This window comes from Belnapia sp. AC561, from assembly GCF_979252845.1.
Genome location: NZ_CEEDBP010000004.1, coordinates 1 through 18,239, shown reverse-complemented (window position 1 = coordinate 18,239; position 18,239 = coordinate 1). Strand labels below are relative to the sequence as shown.

20 protein-coding genes and 1 tRNA gene are annotated in these 18,239 nt (G+C 69.9%); 12 read left to right on the top strand and 9 right to left on the bottom strand.

The window, feature by feature from the left end; all coding sequences use genetic code 11:
- The first annotated feature begins 60 nt into the window (after positions 1-60).
- From AC0IW9_RS04370 to AC0IW9_RS04360, 3 genes are all read left to right on the top strand, one after another.
- The gene (locus AC0IW9_RS04370; protein WP_471646986.1) at positions 61-978 is read left to right on the top strand and encodes a LysR family transcriptional regulator; all 918 of its coding nucleotides are present in this window, start codon (positions 61-63) and stop codon (positions 976-978) included.
- Positions 979-1,072: 94 nt separating this feature from the next.
- Positions 1,073-1,393 (top strand): hypothetical protein, encoded by a 321-nt coding sequence (locus tag AC0IW9_RS04365; RefSeq protein ID WP_471646985.1) that lies wholly within the window; start codon positions 1,073-1,075, stop codon positions 1,391-1,393.
- Positions 1,394-1,420: 27 nt separating this feature from the next.
- The gene (locus tag AC0IW9_RS04360) at positions 1,421-1,726 is read left to right on the top strand and encodes a hypothetical protein (RefSeq protein ID WP_471646984.1); all 306 of its coding nucleotides are present in this window, start codon (positions 1,421-1,423) and stop codon (positions 1,724-1,726) included.
- A 71-nt stretch (positions 1,727-1,797) separates the two neighbouring features.
- Here the strand turns inward: AC0IW9_RS04360 and AC0IW9_RS04355 are convergent.
- The 4 genes from AC0IW9_RS04355 to AC0IW9_RS04340 form a co-directional block, all read right to left on the bottom strand.
- Positions 1,798-1,874 (bottom strand) — tRNA-Arg (locus AC0IW9_RS04355).
- Positions 1,875-1,945: 71 nt separating this feature from the next.
- Positions 1,946-3,178: an acyl-CoA dehydrogenase family protein gene (locus AC0IW9_RS04350; RefSeq protein ID WP_471646983.1), complete on the bottom strand. Its 1,233-nt coding sequence runs from the start codon at positions 3,176-3,178 to the stop codon at positions 1,946-1,948.
- Positions 3,179-3,265: 87 nt separating this feature from the next.
- Positions 3,266-5,218 (bottom strand): alpha/beta hydrolase domain-containing protein, encoded by a 1,953-nt coding sequence (locus tag AC0IW9_RS04345; protein ID WP_471646982.1) that lies wholly within the window; start codon positions 5,216-5,218, stop codon positions 3,266-3,268.
- 60 nt (positions 5,219-5,278) lie between these two features.
- A complete protein-coding gene (locus AC0IW9_RS04340) occupies positions 5,279-5,884 on the bottom strand; it encodes a GNAT family N-acetyltransferase (RefSeq protein WP_471646981.1) in 606 nt (201 codons plus the stop codon).
- A gap of 164 nt (positions 5,885-6,048) precedes the next feature.
- On the opposite strand from AC0IW9_RS04340, the gene AC0IW9_RS04335 reads away from it, so the two are divergent.
- The 9 genes from AC0IW9_RS04335 (at position 6,049) to AC0IW9_RS04295 (ending at position 15,179) form a co-directional block, all read left to right on the top strand.
- Positions 6,049-7,296 (top strand): CaiB/BaiF CoA transferase family protein, encoded by a 1,248-nt coding sequence (locus AC0IW9_RS04335; RefSeq protein ID WP_471646980.1) that lies wholly within the window; start codon positions 6,049-6,051, stop codon positions 7,294-7,296.
- The gene (locus AC0IW9_RS04330; protein WP_471646979.1) at positions 7,293-7,889 is read left to right on the top strand and encodes a hypothetical protein; all 597 of its coding nucleotides are present in this window, start codon (positions 7,293-7,295) and stop codon (positions 7,887-7,889) included. Before AC0IW9_RS04335 ends, AC0IW9_RS04330 begins: the two co-directional genes overlap by 4 nt.
- A gap of 191 nt (positions 7,890-8,080) precedes the next feature.
- Positions 8,081-9,169, top strand: a complete 1,089-nt coding sequence (locus tag AC0IW9_RS04325) for a TRAP transporter substrate-binding protein (RefSeq protein ID WP_471646978.1) — start codon at positions 8,081-8,083, stop codon at positions 9,167-9,169.
- 175 nt (positions 9,170-9,344) lie between these two features.
- Positions 9,345-10,127: an ABC transporter ATP-binding protein gene (locus AC0IW9_RS04320; protein WP_471646977.1), complete on the top strand. Its 783-nt coding sequence runs from the start codon at positions 9,345-9,347 to the stop codon at positions 10,125-10,127.
- Complete coding sequence (locus AC0IW9_RS04315; RefSeq protein ID WP_471646976.1) at positions 10,117-10,821, top strand: ABC transporter ATP-binding protein; 705 nt, start codon at positions 10,117-10,119, stop codon at positions 10,819-10,821. The genes AC0IW9_RS04320 and AC0IW9_RS04315 overlap by 11 nt, the downstream gene beginning before the upstream one ends.
- A 5-nt stretch (positions 10,822-10,826) precedes the next feature.
- Entirely contained in the window at positions 10,827-11,699 is an 873-nt protein-coding gene (locus AC0IW9_RS04310) for a branched-chain amino acid ABC transporter permease (protein ID WP_471646975.1), read from the top strand.
- Positions 11,700-11,703: 4 nt separating this feature from the next.
- Entirely contained in the window at positions 11,704-12,711 is a 1,008-nt protein-coding gene (locus tag AC0IW9_RS04305) for a branched-chain amino acid ABC transporter permease (RefSeq protein WP_471646974.1), read from the top strand.
- Between the two features lie 28 nt (positions 12,712-12,739).
- Positions 12,740-13,948, top strand: coding sequence for an ABC transporter substrate-binding protein (locus tag AC0IW9_RS04300; protein WP_471646973.1), 1,209 nt, complete (start codon positions 12,740-12,742; stop codon positions 13,946-13,948).
- A 34-nt stretch (positions 13,949-13,982) separates the two neighbouring features.
- Positions 13,983-15,179 (top strand): ABC transporter substrate-binding protein, encoded by a 1,197-nt coding sequence (locus AC0IW9_RS04295; RefSeq protein ID WP_471646972.1) that lies wholly within the window; start codon positions 13,983-13,985, stop codon positions 15,177-15,179.
- Here the strand turns inward: AC0IW9_RS04295 and AC0IW9_RS04290 are convergent, their stop codons facing one another.
- The 5 genes from AC0IW9_RS04290 to AC0IW9_RS04270 form a co-directional block, all read right to left on the bottom strand.
- Positions 15,180-16,514: an MFS transporter gene (locus tag AC0IW9_RS04290; protein ID WP_471646971.1), complete on the bottom strand. Its 1,335-nt coding sequence runs from the start codon at positions 16,512-16,514 to the stop codon at positions 15,180-15,182.
- A gap of 51 nt (positions 16,515-16,565) precedes the next feature.
- Positions 16,566-17,168: a nitrile hydratase subunit alpha gene (locus tag AC0IW9_RS04285; protein ID WP_471646970.1), complete on the bottom strand. Its 603-nt coding sequence runs from the start codon at positions 17,166-17,168 to the stop codon at positions 16,566-16,568.
- The gene (locus AC0IW9_RS04280; RefSeq protein ID WP_471646969.1) at positions 17,165-17,470 is read right to left on the bottom strand and encodes an SH3-like domain-containing protein; all 306 of its coding nucleotides are present in this window, start codon (positions 17,468-17,470) and stop codon (positions 17,165-17,167) included. The genes AC0IW9_RS04285 and AC0IW9_RS04280 overlap by 4 nt, the downstream gene beginning before the upstream one ends.
- Positions 17,467-17,757: a nitrile hydratase gene (locus AC0IW9_RS04275; protein ID WP_471646968.1), complete on the bottom strand. Its 291-nt coding sequence runs from the start codon at positions 17,755-17,757 to the stop codon at positions 17,467-17,469. The genes AC0IW9_RS04280 and AC0IW9_RS04275 overlap by 4 nt, the downstream gene beginning before the upstream one ends.
- 40 nt (positions 17,758-17,797) lie before the next feature.
- On the bottom strand, positions 17,798-18,239 hold a 442-nt coding region (locus AC0IW9_RS04270; protein WP_471646967.1), incomplete at its 5' end, for an SH3 domain-containing protein.

Genomic DNA, 18,239 nt, shown 5'->3' with positions numbered 1-18,239 from the left:
CGCCTTTTCGTGGTGCAGTGCGGCATTGTCTCCGCACGCATGCTTGTATGATCTGCACGCATGAGCGCTGCCGCCCCCCTGCCGAGCCTGCCGCCCATCACCGAGGGGCATCTGCGCCTGCTGCGGATCTTCCGGGCGGTGGCCGAGGCGGGCGGGCTGACGGCGGCGGAGGCGCGGCTGAGCATGGAGCGCTCGACCATCAGCCGGCATCTGCAGACCCTGGAGACCAGGCTGGGGGCGACGCTCTGCTACCGCGGCCCGGCCGGCTTCGCGCTGACGGAATTCGGCCGGGTGGCGCTGCAGGTGGCGGTCGCCGCGGGCGATACGCTGGACATGGTGCGGGACGAGCTGGACCGGGCACGCAATGCGGTGCGGGGGGACCTGTACCTGGGCATCGCCGACAACTGCCTGACCAACCCGCGTTGCCGGGTGCATCGGGCGGTGGCGGCCTTCCGGGACCAGGCGCCCTCCGCCACGCTGCATGTGTCGATCGGCACGCCGGAGGACCTGCGGCAGGGGCTGCTGGAACGGCGGCTGCATATCGGCATCACCGGCATGGCGCTGGGCAAGGCGGAGATGCGGCAGCATCGGTTGTTTCCGGAGGAATTCCGGCTCTATGTCGGGCTGCCCGAGGGTGGCGAGGCGCCGGCGCTGCCGGAGCTGCAGGCGCGCGGCTACGTGCTGGTGACGCGGCAGAACGACTACCGCACCCTGAGCCTGGCGCGGCGGCTGAAGCTGGAACGCCATGCGGTGGCGCGGGGGCTGGAGGCGGTGGCGATGCTGCTGGCCGGCGGTGGCTTCGTCGGCTACCTGCCGACGCATTATGCGGACGCACTGCCGCAGCACCGGCTGGCCGAGGTCCGGGGCAGCGGCGCGCTGGCCTATACGACGAAATTCGCCATGGCGACGGTGCAGCACCACCGGCTGCCGCCGGCCGGGCACCTGCTGGTGGAGCTGCTGCGGCAGGTGCATGCGTGAGCCGCGGCCCGGCAGCGAGCGCAACAATTTCCCGGGGCCATTGAACCGCAAGGCCTGCGCCTGCGCTGTACCCTGTCACGGCAGGAAGAACATCATGCGCTCAGTCGCCGTCATTACCCTTTGCGCCGCGCTCGGCGCCGGTTTGGTCACACCCGCTTCGGCGCAGGACATGCAGGATACCATCGGCCGCCTGCTGCAGGGCTTCCAGGGCGGGCAGCCGCAGCAGCAGCAGGACCCGCGCAGCGGCGGCCCGCGGCGGGGCGACGACCGGCGACCGGTCTATGACGACAGGTCGGACCCCCGGGAACGGATGCACATGCTCGACGAAGCGGATCGCCGGCTGGATGCCCAGCAGCGGCAGATCGACGAGGACCGGCGCCGCATCGAGCAGGAGCGTCGCCGTCTTTCGCGCTAGTCGGGCGGCCGGCGTGGGACCCCGGACATGACCGTGCAGATCGCGGCGGCCTGGGATGCCAGGGTGGCGCATCTCCTCACCAGGCTGCCGCTGCGGGTTCAGTCCGGCGTGGCCTGGCTGCGGCATCCGTCGCGGAAAGCGTGGCGGCTGCTTGCGGGGGTGCTGCTCATCCTCGGCGGGATGCTGGCGATCCTGCCGATTCTGGGGCTGTGGATGCTGCCGCTGGGCCTGGCGCTGCTGAGCGACGATTTCCCGTGGCTCAAGGTATGGCTGGAGAAATCCGCGCGGGGGATCGGCCGGCTGTGGCGGCGGGTGCGGCGGCGAGATGCTTGAGGGCTCGGCGCGGGGCAGGTGATCCTGCCCTGACGGGAAGCCTGGGCGGAAGGGCCGCGATGCGCAGAAAGTGGCGGACCCGATACGATTCGAACGTACGACCTTTGCCTTCGGAGGGCAACGCTCTATCCAGCTGAGCTACGGGTCCCGCCCTCATCCCATACCTCAGCCCGTCCCGCGAAGGAAGCCCCCTCCGCCAGGAGATCTCAGGCCCCGGCCTCAGACGAATTGCGGGACCTGCGGCACGCCCAGCAGGTGGCGGCCGACCATCTCCAGGTGCCAGGGCGTCGCCTGGAGATGCTGGGAGATGCACATGGCGTCGCGGAAGCGCCGCTCGAAGGGTTCCGATTCCAGTACGGCGGTGGTGCCGGCGGCGCGGTAGCAGGCGACGGAAACCTCGGTCGCCTCCGCCATCACGCTGGTGGTCGCCAGCCGCAGCGCCATGCGGGTCTCGAGCGAGGCGGCGCCGGTGGCCTCGGCCTCGGCCCAGGCCTCCCGCGCGGTGCCCAGCAGGTACATTCGGGCGCTGCGCAGCTTCGCCTCGAGCTGGCCGATCTGCGCCTGGATGGAATGGTTCTCCGCCATGGATTGCGCGCCGGCGCGGGCGGTCTTGCCGCGGGCCAGGGCGACGAAGCGGTTCAGCATGCCGCGGGCAGTGCCGAGCGCCGTCGCGGAGAAGCCGGTGGCATAGCAGAGGTGGGAGGTGAAGGCGGTGATGGTGCCGTGCTCCTGCCGTTCGTCCAGCCGGTCGCGGAAGCAGGCATGGCTATCGGGCACGAAAAGGTCGGTCAGGGCATAGGTATCGCTGCCGGTGCCGCGCAGCCCCATGGAGGCCCAGTCGCCGGTGATGGTCGCCTCTGCCTTGGGAAACAGCACGGTGACGAATTCCGGCTTGCCGTTCGGCCCGGGGCGCGGCGTGCCATCGGCCAGCACCACGGGCACATGGGCGCCGAGCGTCGTCGCGTGCCGGCTGCCGCTGGCGAAGTCCCAGCTGCCGGTCACCCGGAAGCCGCCGGGGACGACCGTCGCGGTCGCCCGGTTGTGCTGGGCACCCCAGGCGAGGGCCTGGTCGCGGGCGCCGAACAGGGCGCGGCCCACCTCCGGTGCCAGATAGGTGGAGGAGGTGAGGATGGAGACATTGCCCTGATTCACGCACCAGGCGGTGCTCGGGTCGCCGATCGCTAGCGCCTCGCAGATCTCGGCGAAGACCGGGAGCGAGAGGGCCTGGCCGCCGATGGCGCGGGCGGTCAGCAGGCGGAAGAAGTCGTTTTCGCGCAGCGCCTGCAGGACGTCGGGCGTGAGCTGGCGGCCGGCCTCGATGGCGGGGGCGGCGGCTTCCAGCAGGGGGATCAGGGCGCGGGCGCGCTCGACCGGGCCGGCGGCGGGCGGTTCGGCGCGGGAGAGAGCCTCGCTCCGTTGCGGCTCCAACTGTCCGAGTTCGGCAGCGGCCATCCTGTGATCCTCCCTCGCCTGGGGCGAGGCTAGCATGCCCGGCGGCGGCGACCAATCAATTAGGACGGTCGCCCGACCATGGACTGGTCAGCGGTGCAGCCGGGCCAGGGTATCGGCCTCCGCCGCGGCCAGCATCGCCCTGGCATCGGCCGGCAGCAGCAGCCTCTCGGCCACCAGCCGGGCGGCGGCGGCCTGCACCGCGTCGCGGTAGGCGGTGGGGGTGGCGTAGCGCTCGGCGAGCGAGGGGCGCGGGTCGCCGGCGGCCTCGCGGTCCGCGCGGGTGGCGGCGAAGGCGACGACGGCGCCGGTGTTGGTGCAGAGGGCGCCCGCGGCGAAGCCCTCGGCACGGGGGTTCCAGCCGGTATAGGTCGCCTTGGGAACCTCGATGGCCGGGCTGCGCAGGCCGGCGATGGCATTGCCGTCGGCATCGACGCGCGGCAGCAGCACCGGGTATTCGCCCTTCACCACCGGCGGCACCACGGTGTTGTCCACCCATTGCGCCGGACCATGGGTGCCGCGGTAGCCGAGCGCCGGGATCGCCGGATAGAGCCCGGCCGCCGGCTGCAGGGTGCCGTCGCGCCGCATCGGGTAGCGGCTGGCGGGCGGTTCCACGCCGTCGCGCATCCAGGCCTCCAGCGCCGCCAGCAGCGCCCGCATCGGGCCGCCGGCCTGCAGCGGGTTCACCGGCAGGGCGCAGCGGTCGATCGGCGCCGCCACCGCCTGGGCCGCGGCATAGTGCGGATGGCCGGTCATCAGATAGGCGCGGACCTCGGGCGGCAGGTCGATGTGGTTGCCGCGCGTATCCGTCACCAGGAGGGAGGCGCGGGCGCCCCAGAATTCGTACTCGCTATCCGTCTGCATGATGCGCGGGCAGGTATTGCTCACCCGGCAGCGCAGCAGCAGCCCGTCGCGCCGGCCGCTGAGGTGGTCCTCGGTCACCGCATAAGTGAAGGGGAATTGATCGGCGGGGTAGAGCCGGTCGCCATGCGGGGTCGGGTTGCGGCCGGGCTGGGCGAAGCGGGCATTGGTGAAGGTGCGGCGGGTGCCGGGGATATGCGCCAGCATGGCGTCGAAGACCTGGCGCCCGGCCTCGTCCTGGTTGAAGCCGAGGTAGAGGTAGTCCCGCACGAAGCGGCCGGATTGGGAGATGCCGGTGAGGATCGCGCGGTCGATGCCGGGGCGGGCATTGGCGGCGGGGACCAGGGGATTGGCCTCGGACCTGTCGTGGCGGAGGAAGGCGGCGATGTCCCGCACGGCGGCGAAGGCCAGGCCCTGCACCACCGGCTCCTTCGCGGTGTAGATCAGTTCATAGAGTGCGCCGGCATCGAAGCCGGGTGGGCGGGTGATCTCGATCCGCTGCGGATCGAGGAAGCGGAAGGCGAGGCCGGGCGGCGTCTGCCTGGCGTCGCCTGCCTGGGCGCGGACCGTGAGGATGGCGCCCTCCGGGCTGGCGGCCGGATAGGTCAGCGGCGCCGCCACCGGGGACTGGGTATGGTCGAAAAGGAATTCCTCCCGCGAGGGGCCGGTCACGCCGGGCAGGACAGGGGCGGCGAGGCGCATGCCGGTGCCGGGGGCGAGGTCCGCCTGCCAGCCGATCCAGGCCAGGGTATAGCCCTGCGCCAGCAGGTGGCCGTTGCCGGCGGCGGTGCCATTGGCCAGGACATTGGCGCCGGCGGTGTCGTTCATGAGCTGGCCGATGATCTCCCGGCCGCGGTTCGGCACTTCCAGCAGCAGGGTGCCGTTGCCGCGGGCCATGTCGGCGGGGCGCAGGATCACCACCTCCGCCGTGGCCTGGACCCGGCCGGCGGCATCGCGCGGCGCCAGGGCGATGTCGGCGATGAGGGCATTGCGCGCATCGGCGGGGTCCACCGCGACGGTGGCCTTGCCGGTGATCCGCAGATAGGCCCCGGCGGTGCCGAATTCCTGGCCGCCGAAGGCCGGCGCGGCGGGGCCGCTGAGCTCGAGCCGCTGGAACTCGGCCCGGGCGGGCATGGCGGCGGCCACCCCGATGGCCAGCAGGCCCGCGGCGATCATGCGCATGGATTGGTTCCTCCCGCGCGACAGCCTGTTGCGCGGCCGGGCTTTCCGCAAGGGGGGCTGCTAGTCCAGCCAGCCGGGCGGCTGCCAGTCCATCCGGCCGAGGCGATAGAGCAGATGGGTGCGGAGCGGATGGCCGGCCGGCAGCCGGGGATGTTCGAAGGTGCCGTGGGGTCGCATGCCGAGCTTGGCCATGAGCAGCCAGGAGGGCGCATTGGCGGGGGTGGTGAAGGCGATGATCTCGGCCAGGCCGATGCGCCGGTAGCCGGCCCAGAGGGCGAGCTGCGCCGCTTCCTCGGCATAGCCCTGGCGCTGGTGGGGGGGCGCGATGCGCCAGCCGAGTTCGACCGCCGGGGTGAAGCCGGCGTCCCAGGGCGGGTCCCAGGGGATGTGCTGCAACCCGACCAGGCCGACCAGCCCCGGGGCCGTGCGCCGCTCCACTGCCCAGAAGCCCCAGCCGTGCCGGGTGAAATGCCCGGCCAGCCGCTCCGCCCAGGCATCGCTCTCCGTGCGGGACAGCGGGCCGGGGAAGTGCCGCATCACCGCGGGATCGGCGTTCAGCGCGGCGAGGGGCGCCAGGTCCGCCGGCTGCCAGGGGCGCAGGCGCAGGCGCGGGCCTTCCAGCGTCATCGGTTCCGCGGCGGGGGCTTCGGGCAGGGCGCTGCTCATGACATCCGCTCCGCCGCCGATCGGTAAATTCGCACAAAATCCGCGTTCGGATTACAGAGGGGTTGCACCGGGGCCCTGGCCCTGCGCCGAGTCCGGTCAGCGCCGGCACGCCGGCAGACCGAGAGAGCCGCGGCGCCCGCGGCGGAGTAAAGGAAAGCGACTGGATGAGCGACGCAACACCCGCCGGTGAGGGGCTTCAGGGGCTTGGCCTGGCGGGCTCCGCCGGCGCCCTGGCCGGCCTCCGGGTGATCGACCTGACCCGCGTGCTGGGCGGACCCTATTGCACCATGGTGCTGTCGGACCACGGCGCCGAGGTGATCAAGCTGGAGCCGCCGCAGGGCGACGAGGTCCGCGACTGGGGCCCGCCGTTCAACACGGCCGGCGATGCCAGCTACTTCGTCGGCGTCAACCGCAACAAGCGCTCCGTCGGCCTCGACCTCTCGAAGCCCGAGGGGCGCGAAGTGCTGCTGCGGCTGCTGGATGGCGCCGATGTGCTGATCGAGAATTTCAAGCCGGGCAGCATGGAGAAGTGGGGCCTCGGCTACGAGGCGGTGCTGCAGGCGCGCTTCCCGGGCTTGGTGCATTGCCGCGTCTCCGGTTTCGGCGCGGATGGTCCGCTGGGGGGCTTTCCCGGCTATGACGCCGTGCTGCAGGCGATGGTCGGGCTGATGTCGATCAACGGCACCGAGGATAGCGGGCCGACGCGATTGGGCAACCCGATCGTCGACATCGCCACCGGGCTGTTCAGCACCATCGGTATCCTGATGGCCTTGCAGGAGCGTGCGAAGAGCGGGCTCGGCCAGTATGTCGACATGACACTGCATGATTGCGGCATGGCGCTGCTTCACCCGCATGCGGCGAATTTCTTTCTTAATGGCAAGCGGCCCAAGGCCACTGGCAACCCGCATCCCAACCTTGCGCCGTATTCGAAGTTCCGCACCCGTACCTGCGAGATCTTCGTGGCCGCGGGCAATGATCCGGCCTTCCGCAAGTTCTGCGAATTCCTCGGCTTCCCCGAGATGGCGAAGGACGAACGCTTCGCCACCAACGGGGCCCGCGTCGTCAACCGAGACGCGCTGACCGAGGTGCTGAATGCGCGCTTCGCCGATGAGGACGGGCATGACCTGACCCGACGCATGCTCGCCGCCGGCCTGCCGGCCGGGCCGGTGCTGCATGTGGATGAAGCCATGGCCGCGGCGCATACCGCGCATCGTGCCATGGTGACCGAACTCGGCGACTACCGGGGTCTCGGTACGCCGATCAAGCTGTCGCGCACCCCGGGTGGCACCCGGTCCGAACCGCCGCGCTACGCCGAGCACACCGACAGCGTGCTGTCCCAGAACGGTTTTTCCGCCGCCGAGCTCGCAGCCCTGCGATCCTCCGGCGTGCTGGTGGATACACGCCGCCGATGAGCGATTCCCCGACCACCGAAGCCCCCGCCGTGCTCGACATGCTGCGCCTGCAGCCGATCGAGAACAGAGTCGATGTCCAGGCGCTGTTCGGCCAATGGGCCAAGGCCCTGGCCACCGACGAGCGCTTCAAGGGCGCGCGCAATGCCTTCAAGCCGGATGCCTCGGCGGTGCTGGAAGCGGTGAAGGGCGCCTTCGAATGGCGCGTGACCCTGCGCCCGGCCGGGATCGCCGCAGGGCTCGACTTCAACCTGCGGCTGATCGACAAGTCGGCGTCCTATACGCCGCTCGACCGCACCAATCCCGGTGCCTTCGGCCGCGACCCGGCCGATGGCGCGGTCTATGCGCTGCGGCAGTGGTACGACACCAAGCGCATCGGCAGCCGGCCGCTGAAGGACGAGGCGCTGATCAAGTATGCGGCGCCGCCGACTGCCGAGCTGTTCCATGCAGCCTCCCATGCCAATGCGGGGCGGGGGCGGCTGTACCTGATCGTGGCGAAGCTGAGCGATCCGGCGGCGGAGATCGCGCAGCAGACCTTCGATGCCATCACCGGCTTCCACAAGGTGGCGGCCGCCGCGCGCGAGGATGCCTGGTAGGCAGCGTCGCCGGCCGGGCCTGAGCGCCCGCGTAAGGCCCGTTCTGCTGCCGCATTGGGCAGCGGTGCGGTGCCGGGGCGCCGGGATCCTAGCCTGAGAGAGGCCTGACCGCCCGTTCGGGAATGGCATCGGCCTTGCAGCAGGGGTTGCCGCAGACGCCGGGCCAGGTCCGGCGGACAGGAGGCTTCCCCATGCAGCGACGCATCATGCTGGCCGCCGGCATCGCCACGCCGGTGGCATTGGCCACACCCGCCATCGCCCAGAGCCTGCCGGAGATCCGCTGGCGGCTGACCAGCAGCTTCCCCCGCACGCTCGACATCACCTATTCGACCAGCGAGTACATGTGCCGGATGGTGAGCGAGATCACCGACGGCCGCTTCCGCATCACGCCCTTCCCCGCCGGGGAGCTGGTGCCGGGCCTGCAGGCGATGGATGCGGTGAGCTCCGGCAGCGTCGAGATGGCGCATACCGGCGGGCTGTTCTTCACCGGCAAGAACAGCGCCCTGGCCTTTTCGACGACCGTGCCCTTCATGCTGAACGTGCGGCAGCAGCATGCCTGGTTCTACCATGGCGGCGGCAACGAGCTGCTCAACGGCGTCTACCGGGACTTCGACATCCATGCGATGCCCTGCGGCAATACCGGCAACCAGATGGGCGGCTGGTTCCGCCGCGAGATCCGCACCGCCGAGGATCTGCGCGGGCTGAAGTTCCGGGTCGCCGGGCTGGCCGGCAATGTCATGTCCAAGGTGGGCGTGGTGCCGCAGCAGATCGCGCCGGGCGACATCTATCCGGCGCTGGAGCGGGGGACGATCGACGGGGTCGAGTACATCGGCCCCTACGACGATGCCAAGCTCGGCTTCAACAAGGTGGCGCGCTACTACTACTACCCCGGCTGGGGCGAGGGTGGCGCGGTCTTCCACGCCTTCGCCAACCTGCAGAAATTCCAGGCGCTGCCGCCGGCCTATCGTGCCGCGATCGAGACGGCCTGCACCGCGGCCAGCACCTGGATGCTGGCGCAATACGACTGGAAGAACGTCGATGCGCTGTACCGGCTGGTGGCCGAGGGGGTGCAGCTCCGTGCCTTCCCCAACGAGGTGATCGATACGCTCCACCGCTCGACGCAGGAGGTCTTCGCCGAGCTGTCGGCGGCCAATCCGAAGTTCAAGGAATTGCTGGAAAGCCAGGTGGCCTTCCGGGACCGGCACTACGCCTATCACCAGGTCTCGGATTACGCTTTCGACAGCATGATGCTCCGGCTGCGCCGGCAGCAGGGGCGGTAACCTTTTGCCGCTTGCCTAACCCCCGGCTTGCCCGCTTCTATGGCCGCCGTCTGGAAAGAACGGCGGCCGGCCCCCAGGGGGCGAAGGCAAGCCACTAGGGGGGTGCATGGCAGGCCGACAAGGTCCTTCGCCGATGCGTCAGGCCATCCGCCGCCGCCGCGGGGATGGCTGACGCATGGCTCTGCTCGAGGTCCGTGACGTCATCGTCCGGTTCGGCGGCGTCACCGCCGTCGCCGGGGTCTCCTTCGAGGTGGAGGAGCGGCAGATCTGCGGGCTGATCGGCCCCAATGGTGCCGGCAAGACCACGCTCTTCAACGTCATCAGCGGCATCTACCAGCCGACCGAGGGCGAGGTGCGCTTCGCCGGGCAGGGGACGACCGGGCAGCCGCGGCATCGCATGGCGCCGCTCGGCCTGGGGCGGACCTTCCAGAACCTGGCGCTGTTCCGCAGCATGACGGTGCGGGAGAATGTGCTGGCGGGGGCGCATGCCCAGGGGAGTGCCGGCTTCCTGGCCAATGCGCTGCGGCTGCCGGCGGCACGGCGGGAGGAGGCGGCGGCGGAGGACCATGCGCGGTCGCTGCTCGCGCTGCTGGACCTTGAGGCGGTGGCGGAGGTGCCGGTGGCGGCGCTGCCTTTCGGCACCCAGAAGCGGGTGGAGATGGCCCGCGCGCTGATCGGCAAGCCGAAGCTGCTGCTGCTGGACGAGCCGGCGGGCGGGCTGAACCATGGCGAGGTCGACGGCCTGGCGACGCTGCTGCGGGACATCCGGCGGAACTTCGACCTCGGCATCCTGCTGGTCGAGCATCACATGAACCTGGTGATGCGGGTTTCGGACAAGGTGGTCGCGCTCGACTTCGGCAAGAAGATCGCCGATGGCACGCCGGACGAGGTCCGCGCCGACCCCGAGGTGATCCGCGCCTATCTCGGCGCCGAGCCGGATGCCGCCCATGCTGCTTGAGGTGAAGGGGCTCCGGGCCGGCTATGGCCAGACGCATGTGCTGCACGGCCTCGATTTCGTCGTCGAGGATGGCGGGGTGACGGCGCTGCTCGGCGCCAATGGCGCGGGCAAGACGACGACCTTGCGGGCCATCTGCGCGATGATCCGCACCGAGGGTGAGATCACCCTGAACGGCGAGCGCATCGATGGCCGGGCGACCGAGGATATCGTCCGCCGCGGCCTGGCGCATGTGCCGGATGGGCGTGGCACCTTCATGGAACTCTCGGTTGAGGAGAATTTCCGGCTCGGCGCCTATACCAGGCGGGACCGCGAGGTGCAGGCGGATTTCGAGCGGATGTTCGACTGGTTCCCCCGCCTGAAGCAGCGCTGGCGGCAGCAGGCGGGCACGCTCTCGGGCGGCGAGCAGCAGATGCTGGCGATCGCCCGGGCGCTGCTGCTGCGGCCGAAGCTGCTGCTGCTCGATGAGCCGAGCTTCGGGCTGGCGCCGCTGATCGTGCAGGAGATCTTCGGCATCATGCGCCGCATCCGCGACGAGCGCGGCGTCGGCATATTGCTGGTGGAGCAGAACGCCAACCTCGCGCTGGACCTCGCCGACCGGGCCTATCTGCTGGAGACGGGGCGCATCGTCGTCGCCGGTCCGGCGGCGGAGATCCGGCAGGACGAGGCCATCCGCCGTTCCTACCTGGGATACTGAAGCCGATGGATGGTCTCGCACATCAGGTCATCGCCGGCATCGCGACGGGGGGCATCTATGCCTCGGTCGCGCTGGCGCTGGTGATGATCTACCAGGCGACGCATCACGTGAATTTCGCGCAAGGCGAGATGGCGACGCTGTCGACCTTCATCGCCTGGTCCATGGTGCAGGCGGGGATGCCCTATTGGGTCGCCTTCTTCGGCACCGTCGTCGTCTCCTTCATCATCGGCGTGCTGGTGGAGCGCATCCTGCTGCGGCCGGTTCAGAATGCGCCGGTGCTGACGCATGTCGGGGTCTTCATCGGGCTGCTGCTGATCGTCGGCAACTTGACCGGCTGGGTCTTCGGCTACACGACGAAGGTCTTCCCCTCGCCCTTCAGCTCGGAGAAGCCGATCCTCGGCGGGCTGGTCTCGGCGCATGAGCTGGGCAGCACGGCGGTGACGCTGGTGGTGCTGGCGCTGGTCTTCCTGTTCTTCCGTTATACCAGCCTTGGGCTGGCGATGCGGGCGGCGGCCTACAACCCGCGCTCGGCGCGGCTGGTCGGCGTCAGGGTCGGCTGGATGCTGGCGCTGGGCTGGGGGCTGGCGGCGGCGATCGGTGCGGTCGCCGGGATGATGGTGGCGCCAGTCGTCTTCCTCGACCCGACGATGATGCTGGGCATATTGCTCTATGCCTTCGCCGGGGCGCTGATGGGCGGCATCGACAATCCCTCCGGCGCGGTCCTCGGCGGCTTCACCGTGGGCGTGCTGGAGAATCTGGCGGGTGCCTATGTGGTGGGGACGGAGCTGAAGCTGACGGTGGCGCTGGCCATCATCATCGGCGTGCTGGTCGTCAAGCCCTCCGGCCTGTTCGGCCGCGTCGTGACCAGCAGGGTATAGGGCGATGGGCGAGAATCTGGCGCTGCCTTTGTCCCTCGCTTCCGCCCGGCCGGCGACGCCGGCCTGGCAGCGGGTGGGTTTCGTGCTGGCGGGCGTGGCGCTGGCCATCGCGCCGCTGTTCCTGCTGGAAAGCTTCCACCTGTTCCAGCTCACCATGGCGGTGATCATGGCGCTGGCGGTGCTCGGGCTGAACATCGTCAGCGGCTACAACGGGCAGATCTCGCTGGGGCATGGCGCCTTCTTCGCGGTGGGCGCCTACGTGACCGCGATCCTGATGTCGCATCTCGACTGGTCCTTCTGGGCGACCCTGGCGCCCTCGGCGGCGATCTGCGGGCTGGTGGGCTATGGCGTCGGCTTCCCGGCGCTGCGGCTGGGCGGGCTGTACCTGGCGCTGACGACCTTCTCCCTGGCGGTCGCGGTGCCGCAGATCCTCAAGCACAAGGCGCTGGAGGACTGGACCGGCGGCGTGCAGGGGCTGTTCCTGGTGAAGCCGGAACCGCCGGCCTGGCTGCCGGTGGCGATCACCGCGGACCAGTGGATGTACCTGGTCGCGGTCGGCATCGCGGCGGTCTGCTTCCTGCTGTCCTGGAACCTCATCCGCGGGCGGATCGGCCGGGCACTGATGGCAACAAGGGACCATCCGACCGCGGCCGAGGCCATGGGGATGGATACCGCGACCCTGAAGACCCGGGCCTTCGCCACCAGCGCGATGATCACCGGGCTCGCCGGGTCGCTCTCCGCCGTGGCGGTGGAATTCGTGGCGCCGGACAGCTTCGGCTTCGGCGTCTCCATCACCCTGTTCGTCGGGATGGTGGTGGGGGGCGTCGCCTCCATCCTCGGCTCGCTCTTCGGCGGGCTGTTCGTGCTGTTCGTCCCCAACATCGCCGAGGCCATCTCCAAGGCGGCGCCGGGGGTGATCTACGGCATTATCCTCATTGCCTTCCTCTTTGTCCTGCCCGACGGATTCGCCGGGCTGCTGCGCCGGATCGCCGCGAAACTGCGCGGCCGATAACAACCAAACGAAGACCGGGACAACGACCATGATTTTCAATCGCCGTGCCTTGCTGACCGGGACCGCCGCCGCCTTGGTCGCCCCCGCCATCGCCGCCGCGCAGGAGGCGCCGGGCGTGACGGCGACCGAGATCCGCATCGGCAGCACCAATGCGCTCTCCGGCCCGGCCTCGTCCTATTCGGTCATCTCGCGCTGCCTGTCCGCCATGTTCAAGCGGGTGAACGACCAGGGCGGCATCGCCGGGCGGCAGGTGAATTTCATCGTCTATGACGACAGCTACCAGCCGCCGCGCACGCTGGAGCAGACCCGGCGGCTGGTGGAACAGGACAAGGTCGCCTTCCTGTTCAACCAGCTCGGCACCCCGACCAACAGCGCGATCCATCGCTACGTGAATTCCCGCAAGATCCCGCACCTGTTCCTGGCGACGGGCGCCGACAAATGGGGGCAGCCGAAGGAGTATCCCTGGACCATCGGCTGGCAGCCCAGCTACCGGACCGAGGCGCAGATCTACGCGAAATACGTGCTGGAGCAGAAGCCGGCGGCGAAGATCGGCCTGCTGTACCAGAACGACGACTTCGGCAAGGACTACGTCAACGGCGTGCGGGACATCCTGGGCGACCGCTTCGATGCCATGGTGAAGCTGGTCTCGCACGAGGCGACGGATGCGACGATCGACAGCCAGATCGTGACCCTGCAGTCCTCGGGCTGCGACGTGCTGATCTGCGGCATCATCCCGCGCTTCGCGGCGCAGGCCATCCGCAAGGTCTTCGACATCGGCTGGAAGCCGATGATGTTCATGACCAATGTCTCGGTCTCCGGCTCCATCGTCATGCAGCCGGCGGGGGTCGAGAAGGGCGTCGGCCTCATCACCTCCGACTACCGGAAGGACCAGTCGGACCCGAGCTGGGCCGATGATGCCGGGATGAACGAGTGGCGCGACTTCATGCGCCGCTACATCCCGGACGGGGAGCTGGGCGACAACAACTACACCTATGCCTATGGCGCCGGCAGCACGATGATCCAGGTGCTGAAGCAGTGCGGCAGCAATTTCTCCCGCGACAACGTCATGAAGCAGGCGACGAACATCGCGCCGCTCGAGATCGGGACCCTGCTGCCGGGCGTGAAGGTCAACACCAGCCCGGCCAACTACCACCCCATCCGCCACATGCAGCTGCAGCGCTGGGACGGCAGGTCCTGGGTGCGCTTCGGCGGCGTGATCGAGGGCGCCAACGTGTAGCCCTCGCCGTTCCACCACAGGGAGGACAAAAATCATGCTGAACCGTCGCATGCTGTTGGCCAGCGCGCTTGCCGCGCCGGCCGTGGGTCACGCACAGGATTTGCCGGGCGTCACCGCCAGCGAGATCCGCATCGGCAACACCATGCCTTACAGCGGGCCCGCCAGCGCCTATGGCAGCATCGGCCGGTCGCATACCGCCTTCTTCCGCATGATCAACGACCAGGGCGGCGTCGGCGGCCGCAAGATCAACTTCATCACCTACGACGACGGCTATAGCCCGCCGAAGACGGTGGAGCAGACCCGGCGGCTGGTGGAACAGGACAAGGTCGCCTTCCTGTTCAACCCGCTGGGCACCGCCAGCAACAGCGCCATCGTCCGCTACATGAACCAGCGCAAGGTGCCGCACCTGTTCCTGTCCACCGGCGCGGACAAGTGGGGCACCTACCAGGAGACGCCCTGGACCATCGGCTGGCAGCCCAGCTACCGGACCGAGGCGCAGATCTACGTCAAGCACATGCTGGAGCAGAAGCCGAACGCGAAGCTGGCGCTGCTGTACCAGAACGACGACTTCGGCAAGGACTACGTCACCGGGGTGCGGGATATCCTCGGGCCACGCTTTGACAGCGTGGTGAAGGCGATCTCGCATGAGGCGACGGATCCGACGATCGACAGCCAGGTCGTCTCCCTGCAGGGTAGCGGCGCCGATGTGCTGCTGACCGCGACCACGCCGAAATTCGCGGCGCAGACCATCCGCCGCGTCGCCGAGGTCGGCTGGAAGCCGCTGCATTACCTGACCAACGTCTCGATCAGCGTCGGCACGGTGATGGAGCCGGCCGGGCCGGAGCGGGGCATCGGCATCATCACCTCGGCCTATCTGAAGGATCCGACCGATCCGGGCTGGGCCAATGATGCCGGGATGAACCAGTGGCGAGCCTTCATGGCGAAGTACCTGCCGGAGGGCGACCTGAAGGACGGCAGCTTCCCCTTCGCCTTCGGCGTGGCAAGCACGCTGATGCAGGTGCTGAAGCAATGCGAGGGCAATTTCGCCCGCGACAACATCATGCGGCAGGTGGCCAGCATCCACGCGCTGGAAGTGCCGACCCTGATCCCCGGCATCCTGGTGAATACCGCGCCGGACAACTTCCACCCCATCCGGCAGATGCAGCTGCAGAAATGGACCGGGACGACCTGGGAACGCTTCGGCGGGCTGATCGAGGGGGCGCAGGTCTAGTCACTTCAGCCGGCCACGGACCAGGCTGAAGCCGGCGGCGGCGAGGGCGAAGCCGACTCCCGCCGCCAGGGCCAGCTTCGGCCCGCCGCCGAGCTGGAAGGCGATGGCGACCAGGGTGGTGCCCAGGGTCTGGCCGGTCAGCCGGGCGGTCGCCTGCATGCCGCCGGCGCCGCCGCTGCGGGCCATGGGCGCGGCGGAGAGCATGGTCCGGTTGTTGGGAGTCATGAAGAAGCCGAAGCCGGCCCCGGCCAGGCCGACCACCAGCGCCAGCAACGGCATCGGCGAGTCGCCGGGCAGCAGCACCAGCACCAGCAGGGCGAGGGAGAGCGTGCCGCCGCCCAGCATGCAGAGGAAGGCGGTCGGCATCCGGTCCGAGAGCCGGCCGGCCAGTGGCGCGGCGACCGCGAGGGCCAGCGGCCAGGGCGTCATCAGCAGGCCGGTCTCCACCTGCCCATGGCCATTGGCGATGAAGTGGAAGGGCAGCGAGACGAAACTCAGCGACCAGGCGGTGAAGCAGCAGACCGAGGCGGCGACCGCGACGCCGACGGCCGGCAGCCGCAGCAGGTCCAGCGGCAGCAGCGGCGTCGGCGTCGCCAGGTCCCGCCGCACCAGCGCCACCGCCGCGGCCAGGCCGATGCCGAGGCCCAGCGCGCCGGCCAGGGGCGCCGAGAGCACGAGGTCCATGCCGAGGAAGATCATGCCGAAGGCGACCGCGGCCAGGACCGCCGCCGTCCAGTCGAAGCGCCGCCGGGCGCGCGGGGTCTGCGGCAGGGTGTAGTAGCCGATGACGATGCCGGCTAGGCCGAGCGGCACGTTCACCGCGAAGAGCCAGGGCCAGGGCCCGAGCGCGAGGATGGCCGAGCCGATGCTGGGACCCGCCGCCGCCGAGATGGCGACGGTCATCGCATTCACGCCGATGGCGCGGCCGAGCTGGCGGGAGGGGTAGGTATAGCGCACCAGCCCCGCCGTCAGCGCCATGACGGCCGAGGCGCCGAGCCCCTGCACCACCCGCGCCACCACTAGCAGCGGGAAGGAGGGCGCCAGGGCGCAGCCGAGGGAGGCGGTGACGTAGAGCACCATCCCCGCCAGGAAGACGCGCCGGAAGCCGAGGATCTCGGCGAGCGAGGCGAAGGAGATGAGGGTGGCGACCACCACGACCTGATAGCCGTTGGTCAGCCAGATCACGCTGGCCGGGTCCACGCCGAGGTCCCGGCCGATTGCCGGCAGCGCCACGTTGATCATGGCGGTGTCCAGCACGGTGATGACGATCGAAACCAGAATCGCGCCGATGGCGAAGCTGCGCCGCGGCTCGGGCAGGCCATCCGGCTGCCCCATCCTAAGTGCCCATTCCGTGCACGTTACTTCCTGCCGTTTCCGGCCAGGAGGCTACTCGGCGGCGAGCGCGACCGGAAGCCGTGGCAGCGCAACCCCGACCAGCACGTCACGCGTGACCAGGGCGGCGAGCTGCGCCTCGTCCCAGCCTTCGGTGCCCTCGGGGCGCAAGGGCAGGACCATCCAGCGGTAGTCGGCGGTGCTGTCGATGACGCGGAGCTGCACGCCGGGGGCGACGGTGGTGCCCCATTCGGCCAGCACCGCGCGCGGCTCCCGCACCGCGCGGGAGCGGTATTCGAAGGATTTGTACCAGTGCGGCGGGTAGCCGAGCACGGCGCGCGGGTAGCAGCTGCAGAGGGTGCAGACCACCAAGTGGTGCAGCGTGGGGGTATCCTCGAGGATGCCCAGCGGCGGCGCGCCGGCCATGGAGACGCCCATCTGCTCCGCCGCGGCGGCGCCGTTGGCGACCATGAACTTGCGCCATTCCGGATCGAGCCAGGCCTTGGCGACCATGCGGGCGCCGATTTCCGGGCTGGCCTTGTCGGTACTGGCCTGGCGGGCGGCGATCTCCTCCTCGGAGACCAGCCCCTTGGCCTTCAGCGCGGTGACCAGCTTTTCCAGCAGGGCGATGGATTGGGGACGGGCGGGCGCGCTCATGCTGCCTCCTGCACCGGGGCTGCCGGTTCCAGCCAGTGTTCGAAGATTTCCACCAGCAGGCTGTCGCCGGCCTCACCCTCGGACCAGATCGGCGGCTGGTCGAACAGGACGTGGTAGAGCGGACGGGCCGGGGCGGGGCGGGCGAAGGCTAGGTCCTCGGGGTTGGCGAAGCTGCCGAGCACCCGTTCCACCGTGCCGCTGCGGCCGCGCAGGTAGTGCGGGGTGCGGATGTGGCAGCGGCCACGGGCCTCGGGCCAGTCGTCCTTGACACGGACCCGGTCGCCGGGGGCGAAGGCGGTCATGCCACCTCCTCCGCGGCAATGACGCCCTTCTCGACCATGAGCGCGGTGATCGAGGTCAGCCAGCGCTCGTAGTAGGTCAGGCTGAAGTATTCGCCCTCGGGGATGGATTCGATGCCCCGGCGCAGTTCGTCGACTGTCATCATCTTCTTCTGCGCCAGGATCTGGCGCAGCGCGTCCACCCGCTTGCCGAAGTCGTCCGGCGGGGCCTCGTCGCGCTCGACGGGGGTGCAGCGGTAGCGGCTGGCGCCGCCGAGGTCGTGGATGGCGGGGATGGGGGCGTCGGTCATGGCGGATAGGCTAGGGCGCGAGCGGGGCTCGCGTCCAGTCTCACTCGATGACTTCGCCCGGGGCGATGCCCCAGATCTCGCTGCGGCGGATATAGCCGCGGTAATCGCCGACCCGGGCCTCGCACCAGGCGCTGGCGGCTTCGCAATGGCGGAGGCTGCCGATGACGCCGGGCCGCAGCCGGGCGACGAGGTCGGCGGTTTCCTCCGGCTTCCGGCGGAGGGCGCGTTCCTCGCCCTGGACCAGGAAGCTGCGGCGGGCGGAGAGCAGGGGCTTCTGGACCCAGCCCTCGGTGCCTTCCGGGTCGCGGATGCGGCGCCAGGCCTGGTGCTCCTCGATGATCTGCACCGGCAGGTCCTTGCGCTGGTAGGTCCAGTCGATGCGGAAGCGCAGGTCCGGGCCGACCCGGAGGTTGACCTGGTTGGAGCCGAGGGCGGCGAAGCGCGGGAGGGGGCGGCCGGTATCACTGCCCACGGCGGGCGGC

What these genes read in the sequence shown, in the direction of transcription:
- AC0IW9_RS04370 (WP_471646986.1), top strand. Translation starts at nt 61, where the DNA reads ATGAGCGCTGCCGCCCCCCTGCCGAGCCTGCCGCCCATCACCGAGGGG.
- AC0IW9_RS04365 (WP_471646985.1), top strand. Translation starts at nt 1,073, where the DNA reads ATGCGCTCAGTCGCCGTCATTACCCTTTGCGCCGCGCTCGGCGCCGGT.
- AC0IW9_RS04360 (WP_471646984.1), top strand. Translation starts at nt 1,421, where the DNA reads ATGACCGTGCAGATCGCGGCGGCCTGGGATGCCAGGGTGGCGCATCTC.
- AC0IW9_RS04350 (WP_471646983.1), bottom strand. Translation starts at nt 3,178, where the DNA reads ATGGCCGCTGCCGAACTCGGACAGTTGGAGCCGCAACGGAGCGAGGCT.
- AC0IW9_RS04345 (WP_471646982.1), bottom strand. Translation starts at nt 5,218, where the DNA reads ATGCGCATGATCGCCGCGGGCCTGCTGGCCATCGGGGTGGCCGCCGCC.
- AC0IW9_RS04340 (WP_471646981.1), bottom strand. Translation starts at nt 5,884, where the DNA reads ATGAGCAGCGCCCTGCCCGAAGCCCCCGCCGCGGAACCGATGACGCTG.
- AC0IW9_RS04335 (WP_471646980.1), top strand. Translation starts at nt 6,049, where the DNA reads ATGAGCGACGCAACACCCGCCGGTGAGGGGCTTCAGGGGCTTGGCCTG.
- AC0IW9_RS04330 (WP_471646979.1), top strand. Translation starts at nt 7,293, where the DNA reads ATGAGCGATTCCCCGACCACCGAAGCCCCCGCCGTGCTCGACATGCTG.
- AC0IW9_RS04325 (WP_471646978.1), top strand. Translation starts at nt 8,081, where the DNA reads ATGCAGCGACGCATCATGCTGGCCGCCGGCATCGCCACGCCGGTGGCA.
- AC0IW9_RS04320 (WP_471646977.1), top strand. Translation starts at nt 9,345, where the DNA reads ATGGCTCTGCTCGAGGTCCGTGACGTCATCGTCCGGTTCGGCGGCGTC.
- AC0IW9_RS04315 (WP_471646976.1), top strand. Translation starts at nt 10,117, where the DNA reads ATGCTGCTTGAGGTGAAGGGGCTCCGGGCCGGCTATGGCCAGACGCAT.
- AC0IW9_RS04310 (WP_471646975.1), top strand. Translation starts at nt 10,827, where the DNA reads ATGGATGGTCTCGCACATCAGGTCATCGCCGGCATCGCGACGGGGGGC.
- AC0IW9_RS04305 (WP_471646974.1), top strand. Translation starts at nt 11,704, where the DNA reads ATGGGCGAGAATCTGGCGCTGCCTTTGTCCCTCGCTTCCGCCCGGCCG.
- AC0IW9_RS04300 (WP_471646973.1), top strand. Translation starts at nt 12,740, where the DNA reads ATGATTTTCAATCGCCGTGCCTTGCTGACCGGGACCGCCGCCGCCTTG.
- AC0IW9_RS04295 (WP_471646972.1), top strand. Translation starts at nt 13,983, where the DNA reads ATGCTGAACCGTCGCATGCTGTTGGCCAGCGCGCTTGCCGCGCCGGCC.
- AC0IW9_RS04290 (WP_471646971.1), bottom strand. Translation starts at nt 16,514, where the DNA reads ATGGGGCAGCCGGATGGCCTGCCCGAGCCGCGGCGCAGCTTCGCCATC.
- AC0IW9_RS04285 (WP_471646970.1), bottom strand. Translation starts at nt 17,168, where the DNA reads ATGAGCGCGCCCGCCCGTCCCCAATCCATCGCCCTGCTGGAAAAGCTG.
- AC0IW9_RS04280 (WP_471646969.1), bottom strand. Translation starts at nt 17,470, where the DNA reads ATGACCGCCTTCGCCCCCGGCGACCGGGTCCGTGTCAAGGACGACTGG.
- AC0IW9_RS04275 (WP_471646968.1), bottom strand. Translation starts at nt 17,757, where the DNA reads ATGACCGACGCCCCCATCCCCGCCATCCACGACCTCGGCGGCGCCAGC.